Raw genomic sequence first — 15,606 nt, forward strand, 5'->3', positions numbered from 1 at the left:
CGCGGCAGCAGTGCTGCTATGGGGCGCCGATGCTGACGATCGACAACATTACCGTCCGGCTGGGTGGCCGGCCCATTCTGGAGCGTGCGAGCGCGACGATCCCGCAAGGTGCGCGGGTCGGGCTGATCGGTCGCAACGGGGCGGGCAAGTCCACGCTGATGAAGACGGTGATGGGCGAGATCGATCCCGACGACGGGCAGATCGGCAAGCCGCAGCGCGCCCGCGTCGGCTACATCGCGCAGGAAGCGCCCGACGGTGCGATCACCCCGAAAGAGGCGGTGCTCGCCGCCGATGTCGAGCGAGCCCGCCTTCTCGTCGAGGCGGAGACCTGTACCGATGTCGACCGGCTGGGCGAGGTGCACGAACGCCTGCTGGCAATCGACGCCTACAGCGCTCCGGCGCGCGCGGCGAAGATCCTCAATGGCCTCGGCTTCGACGACGAGATGCAGAGGCGGCCGCTGAGCAGCTTTTCGGGTGGCTGGAAGATGCGCGTGGCGCTGGGCGCGCTGCTGTTTTCCGAACCCGACGTGCTGCTGCTCGACGAACCGTCGAACCACCTCGATCTCGAGGCGACCTTGTGGCTTGAAAATTTCCTGCGATCCTATCCGGCAACGCTGCTGGTCATCAGTCACGAGCGCGACCTGCTCAACAACGTGGTCGATCACATCCTGCACCTCCAGGGCGGCAAGCTGACGCTCTATGCCGGCGGCTACGACGCGTTCGAAAAGCAGCGCGCCGAACGGGCGGCGCAGCTGGCATCGGCCAAGGCGGCGCAGGACGCGCAACGCGCCCGCCTGCAGGATTACGTCGCGCGCAACAGCGCCCGCGCCTCGACCGCCAAGCAGGCGCAGGCCCGCGCCAAGATGCTGGCCAAGATGCAGCCGGTCGTCGCGATGATCGAGGATCCCTCGCTCAGCTTCGAGTTTCCCTCGCCCGACGAACTGCGCTCGCCGATGATCTCGCTCGACGGGGCCGCCGTCGCCTATGGCGAGGCGCCGCCGATCCTGCGGCGGCTCGACCTGCGCATCGATGCGGACGACCGCATCGCGCTGCTGGGCCGCAACGGCAATGGCAAGACGACACTGGCCCGGCTTCTGGCGGCGCAGCTGAAGCCGGTGGAGGGCGGGATCGCCGCGCCCGGCCGGCTGAAGGTGGGTTACTTCACCCAGTACCAGGTCGAGGAATTGTCGAGCGATGCGACGCCGCTCGAACTGATGACCCGCGAGATGGAGGGCAAGACCCCCGCCGCGGTGCGCGCGCAGCTTGGCCGCTTCGGCTTTTCGGGGCCACGGGCGACGACGAAGGTGGAGAAGCTGTCGGGCGGCGAACGCGCTCGCCTCGCGCTGGCGCTGATCACCCGCGATGCGCCGCACCTCCTGATCCTCGACGAGCCGACCAACCACCTCGACGTCGACGCGCGCGAGGCGCTGGTGCAGGCGCTGAATGACTATTCCGGCGCGGTGATCCTGATCAGCCACGACCGTCACATGGTCGAACTGACTGCGGACCGGCTAGTGCTGGTCGATGGCGGCACGGCGCGCGAATACGCCGGCAGCATGGACGACTACATCGACTTCGTGCTCGGCAGAAACCAGCCGAAGAAGGACGCGAAGGCGGCTTCGGCCAAAGCGTCGCCGGGCGACAGCGCCAGGTCGCGCGCGAAGGCCCGGTTCCTGAAATCGGAACTCGCTTCGGCGGAAAAGGCGATGGCGAAGCTGGAAGCCAGCATCGGCGAGATCGACCAGGCGATGTTCGAGCCGGCCAGCGCCAGCAAGGGCCTCGCGGGTCTCGCCATGGGCGACCTGCTGACGCGCCGCGCCAAGGCGAGCGACGAATTGGCCGAAGCCGAGGCGCAATGGCTTGCGCTTGGCGAGCAGCTGGAGGCGCTGGGCGCCGTCTGACGGCGCGCCAACGGTCGGCAATCGGGAACGGTCGCCGTCTTGAACCGAGGGTTCAGGCGGGGGTGAAGGCCACGGGCAACGCCTCGATGTTCCGACCGAAGAAGCTTGGCGTATAGGCTGGTCTGAAGTCCGGGTCCTGCAACCGGAAATCGCGCAGGCGGTCCAGCAGCACCTCGAAACTGACGATCAGTTCCTGGCGTGCGAGCGGCGCACCGATGCAATGGTGGCGGCCGATCCCGAAAGCCAGATGGCGGCCCGGAGACCGTCGGTCGAGATCGATCCGGCTTGCCTCCTCGAAGGCGGTTTCGTCGCGATTGGCGGCGCCGAAGCGCAGGCTGAGCAGATCGCCCGCCCGCAAGTCGACGCCGCCCAGCACGGTGTCCGCCTTTACCTCGCGAAACATGCCTTGCGCCGGGGATTCGAGGCGCAGGACTTCCTCGGCAAAGGTCGCGACCGCATCGGGACCGCCGCGCAGACGCGCCTCGATCCCGGGGTTTTCGATCAGCAGACGCATGCCGGACGCGATCGCGGCGGTCGTGGTCTCGTTTCCGGAAGCCAGGAGGTCGACGGTGACGATGGTCAGCACCTCGTCCATCGGCAGCAAAGCGCCGTCTTCATCGCGCGCGTTGGCGATGACCGAGAGAAGGTCGTCGCGCGGTTCGTGGCGGCGGTCCTCGATACGTTCGGCGAAGAAGCGCTGCATCTCGACGACGAGCCGTGCGCACTCGATCTCGCGCTCGGGACTGATCATCATGCTGAAAGGCTCGACGATCGCGTCGGACCAGGCCTTGAAGGTTTCGATCATGGTGGCGGGCACGCCGATCTGCCGGGCGATGACGATCATCGGCAGAGGGTGGGCGAAAGCGCCGACGAATTCGCAGCGGGCGGCCGGGACGAAGCTGTCGATCAGATCGTGCGCGGTCTGGCGCATCGAGGGCGTCATTTCGCGAACGCGCGACGCGGTGAAAAGCCGGCTGAGCAGGGCACGAACCCAGATGTGGCGGGGCGGGTCCGATGTCGAGCAGGACTGCCTAGGAAACCAGCCTTCCTCGCTGTAGATCCGCACGACCTCGTCGCTGATGCCGCCGGGGCTCAACGCCTGGGGGCTGACCCCGCTCGCGAAGAGATCGGGCTGGCGCATGACTTCTTCGCACAGCGCGAAGCTGGTGACGAGGTAGAATCCGGTGTCCGGCATGCGCCAGATCGGCGCGGCGGCGCGAAGGCGATCATAAAGGGCGTAGGGACAGGCCTGGACGGCCGGATCCATCAGGCTCGGTATCTCGGTCATCGCGTCCTCTCCAGGGATGGCGTGGCCATTCGGCTTTGTCGCACTGAGGAAGACCCCGCGCCTTTGCATCAGACGGCCTCTCTCCACCGTTGCAAACTAGGCATTTGGCGGGCTGTGCTTTTCCTGCCGAACGGCGGATTGTGTCGATCGTGGCCGGGAACGGGCCCGAACGGACGCGATGCCGTTTGCGGCGATTGCTTTTGACGAGAGGATATCCGCTTGAGCCGACAGGAAAACATCGAGCTTCTCGATCGCTATTTCACGCTGATGCGCGACGGCGAGTGGGAAGCGGTGGAGGACATGTACCACGACGACATCGTCATCCACATGGCAGGCACGACGCCCGCATCGGGCCGGCTTGTCGGCAAGGCGGCGGTGACCGACAAGCTGATCGCGGAGCAGGTTCATGGCGCGATGGTGCCAGAGGAGATCCGCTTCGCGCAGCGGTGGAAGATCATGTGCGCCGACGACGAGCGCGTGGTGGCGATCATGGAAGGCGGCGGCCCGACCAGGACGGGCGATCTCTATTACCAGACCTATTGCGAGATATTCCGCTTCCAGGATGGCAAGCTGATCGAGATGCACGCCTTTTTCGACACCGCGCTGGCCGAGCGCGCGCTGTTCGGCAATCCGCTGGCCCGTCCGCGCGAACCGGGCTCTGCACGAATGGATTACTGATCTTCATCGTGATGCCGTCGCAACGATCGCGCGCGGCCAAGGTTGCATGACGAAACCGGAAGCGCGCAGGGCCGACCGAGCCTTGCACCGACAGGAAGGAGGATGAGCCATGACCCAACGCGGCATCGTCGGTGGGATCGACCAGATCTGCTATGTCACAGACGACATCGAGGCCGCCGTCTCGCTCTGGGCCAAGCGCTGGGGCGCGGGGCCGTTCTTCCTGATGCCGGGGATCGCGTTTCCGGAATGGACCTGGCGGGGGGAGCCGCAGGACCTATTGCTGGACCTCGCCGTGGGGCAGCTCGGGGCAACGCAGATCGAGTTCATCCGCCCGCACAGCAACATCCCGTCGGTCTACGCCCACGCGATGACCGGAGGAGCGGCGTTGCATCATTACGGCGTGCTGGTCGATGACGTCGCCGCGGCGACGGAGCGGCTGGGCAACCCGACCGAACTGGCGACGGCACGCTCGGCGATGGGCACGCCGTTTTCCTACGTCGATGCGCGCGACGATTTCGGCCTGATCCTCGAACTGATCGAGAAGGGCGAGGATGTGATGGGTATCTTCGGGTTGGTGCGCGAGGCGGCGAGAGGCTGGGACGGGACCGAGCCCTTGCGCCCGTTTCCCTCTGGCTGACATCACGGCAGAGGGGCGGGGAACTACATCCCCGTGGGATCGGCCATGCCGAGCCAGGCGACCACGGCGAAGATGCCGACGGCGCACAGCGTCTCGACGGTGAGCGAGGCGAGCAGGCGGCCCCGCGCGCCCGGCATCCCGGCAGAAAATGCGGGGGTCAGCTTCCAGCGGTTCAGTCCTGCGCAGGCGAGCATCACGCCGAACAGGCCGAGCTTGGCCAGCAGCAGGAACGACCAGTCGCTGTCGAGCGCGAAGCCGCCGCGCACGATGAGCCAGCCGTTGATCGCTCCTGTTACCGCCAGCACAGCGACCACCGCGGTGCCGATGCGGGCGAAGCCTTCCAGGCGCTCGACAAGCGGCGCGGGCGGCCCCTTGCCGACGATGCCGCCGAGGAAGGCGAGCAGCGCGCCGAACCACAGCGCGGCGCCGATCAGGTGCGTGACGTCGAGCGCGCGCTGAACATGGCCGGCCATCCCCTCGCCAGCGCCGGCATGGCCGGTCAGCGCGTGGGTTCCCAGGGCCACGACGGCGATGGCGGCCAGGACCCAGGTTCGTGGAAAGACCAGCGCACCGACGATAAGCAGCGCATAGGCGACCAGCCGTATGTCGAGAACGGTGCCGACCGGCGTCGCATCGGCAACGGCCGTGAACGTCGCCATGTCGAGCGAGCCGAGCGGCATGGCGGCCATCGCGGTCACGGCGGTCGCCGCAGCGAGGAGGCTGGCCACGATGGCCAGCAAGGCGCCGACGATATAGGCGGGGCGGAAATGCCGGCTGGGCAGGCCAGCGCCCGTCAGCCAGAGGTAGAGCGGCACCCCGGCAAGCCCGAGAGCCAGACCGTAGAGCGCAAAACGCGCCAGGATCAGGACCGGATCGATCATGCCGGGGCCAGCCGCCGCTTTACCTTGGCGGCTCGCTTACTTGACCGAGAACGAATAGCCGCCCTGGATGCGGTGCTGGTCGCCGGCGACGGCGTGCCACTTCAGGTCGTAGGTGCCCGCGGGCAGCGCGCGAGGCAGGGAAATGGTCATCGTCTTGCCGACGACCTTGGTGGCGAAGCCCTTGACCGGCATCGGCTTGTGGTTGGCCATGCCGGGCATTCCGGTCATCGTCAGTTCGATGCCCGACAGCGGCGCGACGAGATCTTCGGAAAAGGTGAGCGTCAGCGTGGTCGGCTTGGCGACGGTCGCCTTGGCCGCGGGGGTCGCGGACACCAGCTTGGGGTGCGCCATGGCGACGGCCGGCGAAAGCACGACGGCAAGGGCGGCAAGCGGGGCAAGAAACTTCTTCATGGCAGATTCCTCGATCACTGGGCGGGGCCGGGGCGAAGCGGGCCTGTTCCGCAAGGGGCTTCGATGATCATACGCGGGTCGCAGCGCAATCCCTCGCCGAAAAAATGCATCGAAACGCCGATCCTGCCGCGAATGACGCGCAGGATGAGGGATTTGCGTGCATATCGCGTATAGGAAGGGCAACCACGCCAGAGGCACGACCATGAACGACATCGACCATCTCCTCGGCGCCTTGCGCGACGAACGCGCGCCCGCCGGTCTCGCCGCCATCGACGCGGCGGTGATGGACGGGCTGGGCGCACGGCAGGAACGCGATTTCGCACGGCGCGGCATGTTGCTCGCGGCCTGCATCGCCGGTTCCGTCGGCCTTGCGCTCGGCATCGACGGCGGCTCGCCCGCGTCGGCAGAGCCGCTGCTGGCCATGCCCGTCGCCGCGCCGTCGCAGCTGCTGAACGGCTGATGCGCAACGCCGCGCGCTACCTCGTCGTCGCGGTGATCGCCGTCGTCGCGGCGCTCGGCGCGATGTGGCTGGCCCGCGAACTGCCGCTGCAACCGCAGGCCGACGGCGGCAGGCTGCACGCGATCATGCACGAGGAGCTTGACCTCGACCCTGCGCAGGAAAAGCGGATCGACGCGCTGGAGGCAAGCTTCGCGCAGAAGCGCAAGGCGCTGGAGGGCGAGCTGGAGCTGGCCAACCGCGACCTTGCCGAAGCGGTGGCCAAGGAACACCAGTACGGACCCGCCGTCGACCGAGCGGTCGACCGGTCGCACATGGCGATGGGCGAGTTGCAGAAGGCGACGCTGAGCCACGTCTTCGCGATGCGCGCGGTGCTGCGGCCCGACCAGGCCGAGATATTCGACAAGGCCGTCGCAGAGGCTTTGCTGCCGACCGCGAAAGACTAATCGGCCCGTGGCCGTGCCACCCGACATCGGCGACGATCGAAGCGCCGTTTCCGCCGCGCTGGGCGGGCGGCAGGCAGGCTTTACCTGGCTGATGGACCAGCACCGCACGGCCGTGTTCCGCTTTGCGCGCGGACAGGTTGGCGACGATGGCGAGGCGCTCGACATCACGCAGGAATGCTTCGTGTCGGCCTTTGCCGCGCTGCGCCGCTACGATCCGGCGCGCCCGTTTCGGACCTGGCTTCTCGCCATCGCGGTCAACAAGTGCCGCGACTGGGGGCGCCGCCGCGCGGTGCGGCGCTTCTTCGCATTCGCCATGCCGCTCGACGATGCGCTGGATGTCCGCGACGCGGCGCCCGATCCCGAAGCGGCGCTCGGTTCGGCGCAGCAGGTCGCGCGCATCCGGTCCGCGCTGGCGCAATTGCCCGCCACCTTGCGCGAACCTCTGGTGCTCTGCACGCTGGACGGGCTGGACCAGGTCGAGGCGGGAGAGGTTCTCGGCATCAGCCGCAAGGCGGTCGAAACCCGCATCTATCGCGCCCGGCAGAAGCTTTCCGAGCTGTTGGCGGAAAATTCGCCCGAATAGCGCCTCGCGTGCGAGGGATTGTCGCCGGGCCGGCGTATAGGGGGGCATGACCCACAATTCCCCTGTCGACCGCCGCCGTTTCATCGCCGGGTCCGGCGCGCTGGCCGCCGCGCTCGGTTCCTCCGCCTTCTTCCCCGCTTGGGCCCGCAGCGGCACGCATGGCATGACCCCTGCCGGGAACCCCGTGCCCGGCGTGCTGACCGGCACCGACATCGCCCTGACCGTGGGCGAGGGCCACTTCGCGGTCGATGGCCGTTCGGGCCACGCGATCATGATCAACGGCACGATCCCGGCCCCGCTGATCCGGATGCGCGAAGGCGACAGGGTCCGGCTTTCGGTCACCAATCGGTTGAAGGAGCCGACCTCGATTCACTGGCACGGCCTGCTCGTCCCGTTCGACATGGACGGGGTGCCGGGGGTCAGCTTTCCGGGCATCGATCCGGGACAGACGTTCGTTTACGAATTCCCGCTGATCCAGTCGGGCACCTACTGGTATCACAGCCATTCCGGCATGCAGGAGGCGATGGGCCACTACGGGCCGATCGTGATCGACCCGGCGGGCGGCGATACCAGTCACGACCGCGATCACGTGTTGGTCCTGTCGGATTTCAGCACGGTCCACCCCCACGAACAGCTCCGCAAGCTGAAGCAGATGGGCGGCTTCTACAACCAGCAGCGACAGACCATCGCCGGGCTCCTGGCGGGCGAGGGCCAGCCGCTGAACGAGCGGCTCGAATGGGCGAAGATGCGGATGGACCCGACCGACATATCGGACGTGACCGGCGCGACCTATTCCTTCGTCATCAACGGACACAGCAGCCGCGAGAACTGGACCGGCCTGTTCAATCCGGGCGAACGGGTGCGGCTGCGCGTCATCAACGCGTCTTCGATGACCAATTTCAATTTCCGCATCCCCGGCCTGCCGATGACGGTCGTGGCCGCCGACGGGCTGGCGGTGAAGCCGGTGGAGACCGACGAGTTCCAGATCGGCATCGCCGAAACCTACGACGTGATCGTCACGCCGGGCGCCGAGCCGGCCTATGGGGTGATCGCGGAGGCGATCGACCGCAGCGGGCAGGCGCGCGCCACGCTGGCGACGCGCATGGGCCTCGTCGCGCCGATCCCGGCGCTGCGCGAGCGACCGCTCTTGAACATGCGCGACATGGGCATGGACATGTCGTCGATGGACATGGGCGACAGCCTCGACCTGAGCGATCCGACCAGTGGCACGATGGACCATTCCTCGATGTCGATGCGCGATCCTTCTGTTGCGCCGGGCGTCGAGATGGGGCCGGGAGTCGCATCGCTTTCCCCCATGCCCGCCGACCGGCTGGCCGACCGGCCCACCGGGCTGGAAAACGTCGACCATCGCGTGCTGACTTATGCCGACCTGCGATCGGCCGAACCGAACCCGGATAACCGCGTGCCCAGCCGCGAGCTCGACATCCATCTCACCGCCAACATGGAACGCTACATGTGGTCTTTCGACGGCGAGGATTTCAGCAACGGGCCGCCGCCGATACCTTTCCGCCTGAACGAGCGGGTGCGCGTGAACCTGATCAACGACACGATGATGCCGCACCCGATCCACCTTCACGGACACTTCTTCGAACTGGTCAGCGGCGAGCCGGGCGACCGGGTGCGCAAGCACACCGTCAATGTCCTGCCGGGCGGCAAGGCCTCGTTCGACCTGACCGCCGACGCGGTGGGCGACTGGGCGTTCCACTGCCACATGCTTTTGCACATGCATTCGGGAATGATGCGTGTCGTCACCGTTCGCGACGAGGGGGGAGAAGGCTGATGCGCGCACTGCTTCTCGCCGCCGCCGCGACCGTCGCCTTCGCCGCGCCGGCCATGGCGCAGGACCATTCGCACGGCGAAGCTGCCCCGACCGAAGAGGCCGGTCAGCCCGATCCGGCCCCGGATGCGACTGGCCATGAGGGCATGGACCACTCGACGATGGACCATTCCACCATGGACCATTCGACGATGGACCATTCGACGATGGACCATTCCACGATGGATCACTCCTCCATGGATATGAGCGATCCCGCGGACCCGGCGATGGACGGCATGGATCATTCGGGCATGGACCATTCGGGCATGGATCACTCCGTGCATGGCGCCTCCGGGCCAGCCGTGCCCGACCAGCCCGGCAACGCGCCGCCGCCGCCGGTGCCGACCGACCATGCCGCCGATGCCGTCTTCGGCGCGGAGGTCATGGCCAATTCGCGCGACGAGCTGCTCCGCGAGATGGCGTTCAGAGGTCTGGTCATCGGCATGGACGCGCTCGAATACCGCGCAGGCAAGGGCGGCGACGGTTACATGTTCGAGGGCGAGGGCTGGTACGGCGGCGACATCGACCGTGCTGTCGTCGCCTGGTCGGGCGAGGGCCGCTTCGGCGAAAGCCCGGAGACGATCGAACTTGCCGGCTATTGGCGTCACGCGATCAATCCGTGGTTCAACCTGCAGCTTGGTGCCCGGCACGATTTCCGGCCCGACCCCAAACGGACTTACGCGCTTGTCGGCATCCAGGGCCTCGCCCCCTACTGGATCGAGGTGGAGGCGCAGGCCTTCGTTTCGGACAAGGGCGACGTGCACTTGCGCGGCACGGCGGCGCACGACATGCGGCTGACCCAGCGGCTGGTGTTCGAGCCGGAGGTCGAGCTCGACTTCGCTTTGCAGGACGTGCCCGAACTCGGCATCGGCAGCGGGCTCGATACGGTGGAGCTGTCCGGCCGCCTGCGTTACGAGATCCAGCGCAATTTCGCGCCCTATGTCGGTGTCGCCTGGGAACGCAAGGTCGGCGACAGCGCCGATTTCGCGCGTGAGGAGGGGGAAGACCCGTCGCGCGTCATGTTCCTGGCGGGGTTGCGTTTCTGGTTCTGATCGAACATGCCGCCGGGCATCGGCTCGGCGGCATGTTCTTGGCGTTGCCGACCCAATATACAAATTACATGGCTGTCGGCCTGTGCCAGCTTGAGCGCATGAAGAACGCATCGCTTGCGGCCATCGCCGCCCTTTCGCTCTCGGCCACCACCGCCCACGCCCAGTCCGTCGATTTCGAGGTCGAGCTGTTCGAGTTGCAAGCGGGGCAGGGTGATGACCCCTTCATCTTCGATTCGAGCCTGACCGTGGGCGGCGACAGCCTTGCCCTGGTGCTCAAGGCCGAAGGCGGCAACGAGACCGCCCGCCTCGACGTCGAGGAAGTCGAGAGCCAGGCGCTGCTCGCCTTTGCGCCGGCGGACGGCACCACCCTGCTGGCCGGCGTCCGTCACGATTTCCGACCCGGCGGCGACCTGACTTACGCGAGCTTCGGCATCGAACAGGCGCTGGGTTCGATCCTCGAGGCGGAGCACTACCTGTTCGTGTCCGAACGGGGCGACGTCACCGGCAGCGGGGAGCTGGTCGCGGGTCTGCCGCTCGGCCCTTCGCTGACGCTGGAACCGCGCGCCGGCATCGGCTGGTCGGCGCAGGCCATTGCGCAGGAGGATACCGGCAGCGGCCTCAGCGACCTGTCGTTTGCTGTGCGGCTGCGGCAGGCGATCGGCCCGGTGTTCGACGTCTATGTCGGGGCCGTTCACGAACGGCTGCTGGGCGATACCCGTGACATCGCGCGGGCTGCGGGTGACCGGACCAGGGCGACCCGCGCGCTGGTCGGTGCCGGGATGTCGTTCTAAGGACGTTTCAGGCTGCGCGTCAGGCGCCCGCTCGCCTTATTCCCCGAACAGGTTCTGGATCGGGAAGTGATGCTTGATGAACGGGCTCTTGATCACGACGTAGCTGAAGTATTTCTCGATGCCGTAGTCGCTCTCTAGCATGTTCTCGATGATCGACTGGTAATGCGCGACGCCTCGGGCGACGAATTTCAGCAGGTAGTCGTAACCGCCTGAGACGAGGTGGCATTCGACGATCTCGTCCAGCTTGATGATCCGGCTCTCGAACCGGCTGAAGTCGCCGCGGCGGTGTTCGCTCAGCGTGACTTCGGTGAAGATGGTGAGGAACTCGCCGAGCTTGTTGAGATCGACCAGCGCGCCGTACCCGGTGATGTAGCCCGCCTTTTCCAGCCGCTTGACCCGGGTCAGGCAGGGGCTGGGCGACAGGCCGACCGCGTCGGACAGTTCGACGTTGGTGATGCGTCCCGATTCCTGGAGCTTGGCCAGGATCTTGAGATCGATCCGGTCGAGTTTGGGTCCGAACGCCATCGCGGTCTCCTCAGCTCATGGCCCGACGGATGTCGGGCATTTCGAGCAACTGGTCGAGCGAGCGCTCGATGCGCTCGAAGATCTGGTCCATCTCCTGTGCCGAACAGCACAGCGCCGGGGCGAAGCCGATCACCCCTTGCGGGAAGCAGCGCACCACGACGCCGTTGTCCCAGGTTATCCGCGACAGGTTCGCGCCCACTTCGAGCGAAGGGGCAAAGGCGGTCTTCGCGGCCTTGTCGGACACCAACTCGATCGCGCCGAGCATGCCACGGCCGCGCGTATCGCCGACCAGCGGGTGATCCTTGATCCGCTCGAGATGCCGGGCAAAGACCTTGCCGGTCTCGACGCCGTTCGCCAGCAGCCCGTCTTCGTAGAGACGGATCGCCTCAAGCCCGGCGGCGGCGCTGACCGGGTGGCCCGAATAGGTGAAGCCATGCCCGACCGGGACGTTCGGCGCGGTGCTGTCGGCAATGGCCTGGTAGACGTGATCGGCCATGAGCATCGCGCCCATCGGCACGTAACCGCTGGTCAGCCCCTTCGCCAGGGTCATGAAATCAGGCGACACGCCTTCTGCATCGCAGGCGAACATCGGGCCGGTGCGGCCGAAACCGGTGATGACCTCGTCCACCAGCATCAGGATGCCGAGCCGGGTGCACGCTTCGCGGATCGCCTTCAACCAGCCGACCGGCGGAACGATGACGCCGCCCGAACCCTGGATCGGTTCGCAGAAGAAGGCGGCGACGTTGTCGGCGCCCAGTTCGGCGACCTTGTCTTCCAGCGCCTTGATCGTCGAGGCGATCACCGCCGCGTCGTCGTGGCCTTCGGGATGGCGATAGGGATAGGGCGAGGCGATATGGTGCTGCCAGGGACGCGGCAGGTCGAAGCCGCGGTGGAAGATCGGCAGCGCGGTCATCCCCGCGCCGGTCGAGCTGGAGCCGTGATAGCCCCATTCGAGCGCGATGAACTGCTTCTTCGCCGGCTTGCCGATGGCGTTGTAGTAATGCGTGATGTAGCGGATCGCGCTGTCCACCGCGTCCGAGCCGCCGAGCGTGAAATAGACGTGGTCCAGCCCGGCAGGCGCCAGTTCGGCGAGCTTTCCGGCCAGCCGGATCGGCGCTTCGGCCCCGAACGAGAAGTAGCCAGTGGCATAGGGCAGTTCGCGCATCTGGCGGGTCGCCGCCTCGACGATGCTGTCCTGCCCGTAACCGGCGTTGACGCACCACAGGCCGGCGAAGGCGTCGATGACCCGGTTGCCGGCCGCGTCGGTCAGCCACATGCCGTCGCCCGTGGCGAGGACGCGGACGCCCTGTTGTTCGTGGCCGCGAAACGGCGTGACGGGGTGGATCAGGTGATCGCGATCGATATCGACGAGCGAGCGGTTGGCGATCGGTGCGGAGACAGTCTGCGAAGCGTTTTCCATGATCCGATCCTAGGCAGCGCATCGCGGGCAATTGCACCGAAGATGCCGCCATGCCGGTTGACCGGGCGGCAGGCGTTACGCGGCCAACGGCATATAATGCCGCGCCCGGAGAACCCAGTCAAACGGGGGATCAGATGCCTGCGGCGATCGCCTTGCCGCAAGTCGCCGTGTCGGCCTCGCCCTTCAGGTCGCGGGTGCGGCCTGTCGTGCTTTTGAGCACGTCCTCGATAGAGGTCATGATCGCGGCGGCGGCTTCGCTTTCGCCCAGATGATCCAGCATCATCGATGCCGACCAGATCTGGCCCACGGGATTGGCGATGCCCTTGCCCGCGATGTCGGGGGCCGAACCGTGGACCGGTTCGAACAGCGAGGGCGCCGTGCCGTCGGGGTTGATGTTGGCCGAAGGCGCGACGCCGATGGTGCCGGTGCAGGCGGGGCCGAGATCCGACAGGATGTCGCCGAACAGGTTGGAGGCGACGACTACGTCGAACCGGTCGGGGTTCATCACGAACTGCGCGGTCAGGATGTCGATGTGGTACTTGTCGTGCGTGACGTCGGGGTACTGCCCGCTCATCGCCTCGACCCGCTCGTCCCAGAACGGCATGGTGATGGCGATGCCGTTGGACTTGGTCGCGCTGGTGACGTGGCGACGATCACGCTTTTGCGCCAGGTCGAAGGCGAAACGCAGCACGCGGTCGACGCCGTGACGGGTCATTACCGTTTCCTGGATCACGATCTCGCGTTCGGTGCCTGGGAACATGCGGCCGCCGACCGAGCTGTATTCGCCCTCGGTATTCTCTCGCACCACCCAGAAATCGATGTCGCCCGGTTCGCGACCGGCAAGCGGGCAGGGGACGCCCGGCATCAGCCGAACGGGCCGCAGGTTGACGTACTGATCGTATTCGCGGCGGAATTGCAGGATCGACTGCCAGAGGGAAATGTGGTCGGGCACCGTATCGGGCCATCCGACCGCCCCGAAGAAGATCGCGTCGACGTCGCCGATCTGCGCCTTCCAGTCGTCGGGCATCATCTGGCCGTGCTTTGCGTAGTAGTCGCAGCTCGAGAAATCGTGCCACTGCAGGTCTAGGTCGAAGCCGAAGCGGCTCGACGCCGCCTCCAGCGCGCGGACGCCTTCGGGCATGACTTCCTTGCCGATGCCGTCACCGGCGATGACGGCGATCGAGTAGCTGCTGTCTTTGGGCATGATCGGGTCCGATGAATGCGGCGCGGGCGTCAGAAGCCCAGCGCGCCGATGTGGAAGGCCTTGGTCTCGAGATATTCCTCGATCCCCCAGATGCCGCCCTCGCGGCCGAGGCCGGACTGCTTGACGCCGCCGAACGGCGCCATCTCCATGGCGATCGAGCCGGTGTTGAGCGCGACCATCCCGGCCTCGAGCCGTTCGGCCACGCGGAAGGCGCGGGCGACATCCTGGGTGTAGAAGTAGCTGGCGAGGCCGTAGGGCGTGTCGTTGGCGAGTTCGATGCCCTCGTCCTCGCTGCCGAAGCGGAAGACGGGGGCGAGCGGGCCGAAGGTCTCCTCGCTCGCCAGCTTCATGTCGGGCGTGGCACCGGTGATCAGCACCGGGCGCACGAAGGGCCCGTCGTCGCGGCCGCTGCCGCTGGCCACGATCCGGCCGCCATTGTCCAGCGCGTCGGCGATGTGGGCGGAGACCTTGTCGACCGCGGCAGCATTGATCAGCGGGCCGATGGTCGATCCGCTCTCCATGCCCGGCGCGGCATGCAGCTTGCCGACTTCGGCGCCCAGCGCCTCGACGAAGGCGTCATGGATGCCCGACTGGACGAGGATGCGGTTGGCGCAGACGCAGGTCTGGCCGGCGTTGCGGAACTTGCTGGCCATCGCCGCCTTGACCGCGGTGGGAATGTCGGCGTCGTCGAAGACGATCAGCGGCGCGTTGCCGCCCAGTTCCAGGCTCAGCCGCTTGATCGTGTCCGCGCTCTGCCGCATCAGCAGCGCGCCGACGCGGGTCGACCCGGTGAAGGACAGCTTGCGCACGTCGGGGCTGGCGGTGATCGCCGCGCCGATGTCGTTCGGCAGGCCGGTCAGGATATGGAACACGCCCGCCGGGATACCGGCGCGCAGGGCCAGTTCGCCCAGCGCCAGGGCGCTGAACGGGGTCAGTTCGGAAGGCTTGACGATCACCGGGCATCCCGCGGCCAGCGCCGGGGCGCACTTGCGGGTGATCATCGCGGCTGGGAAGTTCCACGGGGTGATCGCGGCGGAAATGCCGACCGGCTCGACCATCACGATGATGCGGCGGTCGCGCTCGGGAGAGGCGACGTTCTTGCCGCCGACGCGGCGGCCTTCCTCTGCGAACCACTTGATGAAGCTGGCGGCGTAGCGCATCTCGCCCATCGCCTCGGCCAGCGGCTTGCCCTGCTCGGCGGTCATGATCCGGGCGAGATCGTCGAGATTGTCCATCACCAGCGCATGCCAGCGTTCGACCAGCGCGCAGCGCTCGCCCGCGGTCATTGCCCGCCATGCGGGCCACGCGGCCTTGGCCGAAGCGATCGCGGCTTCGGTCTCGGCCTTGCCGCACGCGGGCACGTGCCCCAGCGTCTCGCCGGTCGCCGGGTCGGTGACGGCAATCGCGTCGTTGCCCGGCTTCAGCCATTCGCCGTCGATCAGGGCGGCCTGGTGCAGCAGGGTGGGGTCGGCAAGTTCAAGCGGGCGTGTCATCG

Annotated in this window: 16 protein-coding genes; 9 read left to right on the top strand and 7 right to left on the bottom strand. The window is 67.1% G+C overall.

Annotation, left to right across the window (positions count from 1 at the left end; genetic code table 11):
- The first annotated feature begins 29 nt into the window (after positions 1–29).
- Positions 30–1,901 carry an ABC-F family ATP-binding cassette domain-containing protein gene (locus tag J2X37_RS03720; protein WP_310017880.1) on the top strand — a complete coding sequence of 624 codons (1,872 nt, stop codon included), beginning with the start codon at positions 30–32 and terminating at the stop codon, positions 1,899–1,901.
- Positions 1,902–1,953: 52 nt separating this feature from the next.
- Here J2X37_RS03720 and J2X37_RS03725 read toward each other — a convergent pair whose 3' ends face one another.
- A complete protein-coding gene (locus J2X37_RS03725) occupies positions 1,954–3,189 on the bottom strand; it encodes a cytochrome P450 (protein ID WP_310017883.1) in 1,236 nt (411 codons plus the stop codon).
- A gap of 219 nt (positions 3,190–3,408) precedes the next feature.
- Here J2X37_RS03725 and J2X37_RS03730 point away from each other — a divergent pair, with 219 nt between their 5' ends.
- Together J2X37_RS03730 and J2X37_RS03735 are read left to right on the top strand one after the other, a co-directional pair.
- Positions 3,409–3,867: a nuclear transport factor 2 family protein gene (locus J2X37_RS03730; RefSeq protein ID WP_310017886.1), complete on the top strand. Its 459-nt coding sequence runs from the start codon at positions 3,409–3,411 to the stop codon at positions 3,865–3,867.
- A gap of 109 nt (positions 3,868–3,976) precedes the next feature.
- Positions 3,977–4,504 (top strand): VOC family protein, encoded by a 528-nt coding sequence (locus tag J2X37_RS03735; protein ID WP_310017889.1) that lies wholly within the window; start codon positions 3,977–3,979, stop codon positions 4,502–4,504.
- Positions 4,505–4,527: 23 nt separating this feature from the next.
- Here the strand turns inward: J2X37_RS03735 and J2X37_RS03740 are convergent, their stop codons facing one another.
- Positions 4,528–5,385 (bottom strand): CopD family protein, encoded by an 858-nt coding sequence (locus tag J2X37_RS03740; protein ID WP_310017893.1) that lies wholly within the window; start codon positions 5,383–5,385, stop codon positions 4,528–4,530.
- A gap of 36 nt (positions 5,386–5,421) precedes the next feature.
- Positions 5,422–5,796: a copper homeostasis periplasmic binding protein CopC gene (gene copC / locus J2X37_RS03745; RefSeq protein ID WP_310017896.1), complete on the bottom strand. Its 375-nt coding sequence runs from the start codon at positions 5,794–5,796 to the stop codon at positions 5,422–5,424.
- A 202-nt stretch (positions 5,797–5,998) separates the two neighbouring features.
- On the opposite strand from copC, the gene J2X37_RS03750 reads away from it, so the two are divergent.
- From J2X37_RS03750 to J2X37_RS03775, 6 genes are all read left to right on the top strand, one after another.
- Positions 5,999–6,256, top strand: a complete 258-nt coding sequence (locus J2X37_RS03750) for a hypothetical protein (RefSeq protein ID WP_310017898.1) — start codon at positions 5,999–6,001, stop codon at positions 6,254–6,256.
- Entirely contained in the window at positions 6,256–6,699 is a 444-nt protein-coding gene (locus tag J2X37_RS03755) for a periplasmic heavy metal sensor (protein ID WP_310017900.1), read from the top strand. The genes J2X37_RS03750 and J2X37_RS03755 overlap by 1 nt, the downstream gene beginning before the upstream one ends.
- A 13-nt stretch (positions 6,700–6,712) precedes the next feature.
- Entirely contained in the window at positions 6,713–7,282 is a 570-nt protein-coding gene (locus tag J2X37_RS03760; protein ID WP_404979592.1) for an RNA polymerase sigma factor, read from the top strand.
- A 46-nt stretch (positions 7,283–7,328) separates the two neighbouring features.
- Positions 7,329–9,083 (top strand): copper resistance system multicopper oxidase, encoded by a 1,755-nt coding sequence (locus J2X37_RS03765; RefSeq protein ID WP_310017904.1) that lies wholly within the window; start codon positions 7,329–7,331, stop codon positions 9,081–9,083.
- Positions 9,083–10,171 (top strand): copper resistance protein B, encoded by a 1,089-nt coding sequence (locus J2X37_RS03770; protein ID WP_310017906.1) that lies wholly within the window; start codon positions 9,083–9,085, stop codon positions 10,169–10,171. Before J2X37_RS03765 ends, J2X37_RS03770 begins: the two co-directional genes overlap by 1 nt.
- A 68-nt stretch (positions 10,172–10,239) precedes the next feature.
- Positions 10,240–10,962, top strand: a complete 723-nt coding sequence (locus J2X37_RS03775) for a copper resistance protein B (RefSeq protein ID WP_310017907.1) — start codon at positions 10,240–10,242, stop codon at positions 10,960–10,962.
- A gap of 36 nt (positions 10,963–10,998) precedes the next feature.
- Here J2X37_RS03775 and J2X37_RS03780 read toward each other — a convergent pair whose 3' ends face one another.
- From J2X37_RS03780 to J2X37_RS03795, 4 genes are all read right to left on the bottom strand, one after another.
- Entirely contained in the window at positions 10,999–11,487 is a 489-nt protein-coding gene (locus J2X37_RS03780; protein WP_310017909.1) for an Lrp/AsnC family transcriptional regulator, read from the bottom strand.
- Between the two features lie 10 nt (positions 11,488–11,497).
- Positions 11,498–12,907, bottom strand: coding sequence for an aminotransferase class III-fold pyridoxal phosphate-dependent enzyme (locus J2X37_RS03785; RefSeq protein WP_310017911.1), 1,410 nt, complete (start codon positions 12,905–12,907; stop codon positions 11,498–11,500).
- Positions 12,908–13,037: 130 nt separating this feature from the next.
- On the bottom strand, positions 13,038–14,111 hold the full coding sequence (locus tag J2X37_RS03790) for a tartrate dehydrogenase (RefSeq protein WP_310017913.1): 1,074 nt from the start codon (positions 14,109–14,111) through the stop codon (positions 13,038–13,040).
- Positions 14,112–14,140: 29 nt separating this feature from the next.
- Positions 14,141–15,604: an NAD-dependent succinate-semialdehyde dehydrogenase gene (locus tag J2X37_RS03795; protein ID WP_310017915.1), complete on the bottom strand. Its 1,464-nt coding sequence runs from the start codon at positions 15,602–15,604 to the stop codon at positions 14,141–14,143.
- Positions 15,605–15,606 lie beyond the last annotated feature (2 nt).

It is taken from the genome of Croceicoccus sp. BE223, assembly GCF_031457155.1.
GTDB lineage: Bacteria > Pseudomonadota > Alphaproteobacteria > Sphingomonadales > Sphingomonadaceae > Croceicoccus.

Coding starts and splice junctions, on each gene's coding strand:
- J2X37_RS03750 (WP_310017898.1), top strand. CDS start 5,999: ATGAACGACATCGACCATCTCCTCGGCGCCTTGCGCGACGAACGCGCG.
- J2X37_RS03755 (WP_310017900.1), top strand. CDS start 6,256: ATGCGCAACGCCGCGCGCTACCTCGTCGTCGCGGTGATCGCCGTCGTC.
- J2X37_RS03765 (WP_310017904.1), top strand. CDS start 7,329: ATGACCCACAATTCCCCTGTCGACCGCCGCCGTTTCATCGCCGGGTCC.
- J2X37_RS03720 (WP_310017880.1), top strand. CDS start 30: ATGCTGACGATCGACAACATTACCGTCCGGCTGGGTGGCCGGCCCATT.
- J2X37_RS03740 (WP_310017893.1), bottom strand. CDS start 5,385: ATGATCGATCCGGTCCTGATCCTGGCGCGTTTTGCGCTCTACGGTCTG.
- J2X37_RS03780 (WP_310017909.1), bottom strand. CDS start 11,487: ATGGCGTTCGGACCCAAACTCGACCGGATCGATCTCAAGATCCTGGCC.
- copC (WP_310017896.1), bottom strand. CDS start 5,796: ATGAAGAAGTTTCTTGCCCCGCTTGCCGCCCTTGCCGTCGTGCTTTCG.
- J2X37_RS03795 (WP_310017915.1), bottom strand. CDS start 15,604: ATGACACGCCCGCTTGAACTTGCCGACCCCACCCTGCTGCACCAGGCC.
- J2X37_RS03735 (WP_310017889.1), top strand. CDS start 3,977: ATGACCCAACGCGGCATCGTCGGTGGGATCGACCAGATCTGCTATGTC.
- J2X37_RS03785 (WP_310017911.1), bottom strand. CDS start 12,907: ATGGAAAACGCTTCGCAGACTGTCTCCGCACCGATCGCCAACCGCTCG.
- J2X37_RS03770 (WP_310017906.1), top strand. CDS start 9,083: ATGCGCGCACTGCTTCTCGCCGCCGCCGCGACCGTCGCCTTCGCCGCG.
- J2X37_RS03775 (WP_310017907.1), top strand. CDS start 10,240: ATGGCTGTCGGCCTGTGCCAGCTTGAGCGCATGAAGAACGCATCGCTT.
- J2X37_RS03790 (WP_310017913.1), bottom strand. CDS start 14,111: ATGCCCAAAGACAGCAGCTACTCGATCGCCGTCATCGCCGGTGACGGC.
- J2X37_RS03725 (WP_310017883.1), bottom strand. CDS start 3,189: ATGACCGAGATACCGAGCCTGATGGATCCGGCCGTCCAGGCCTGTCCC.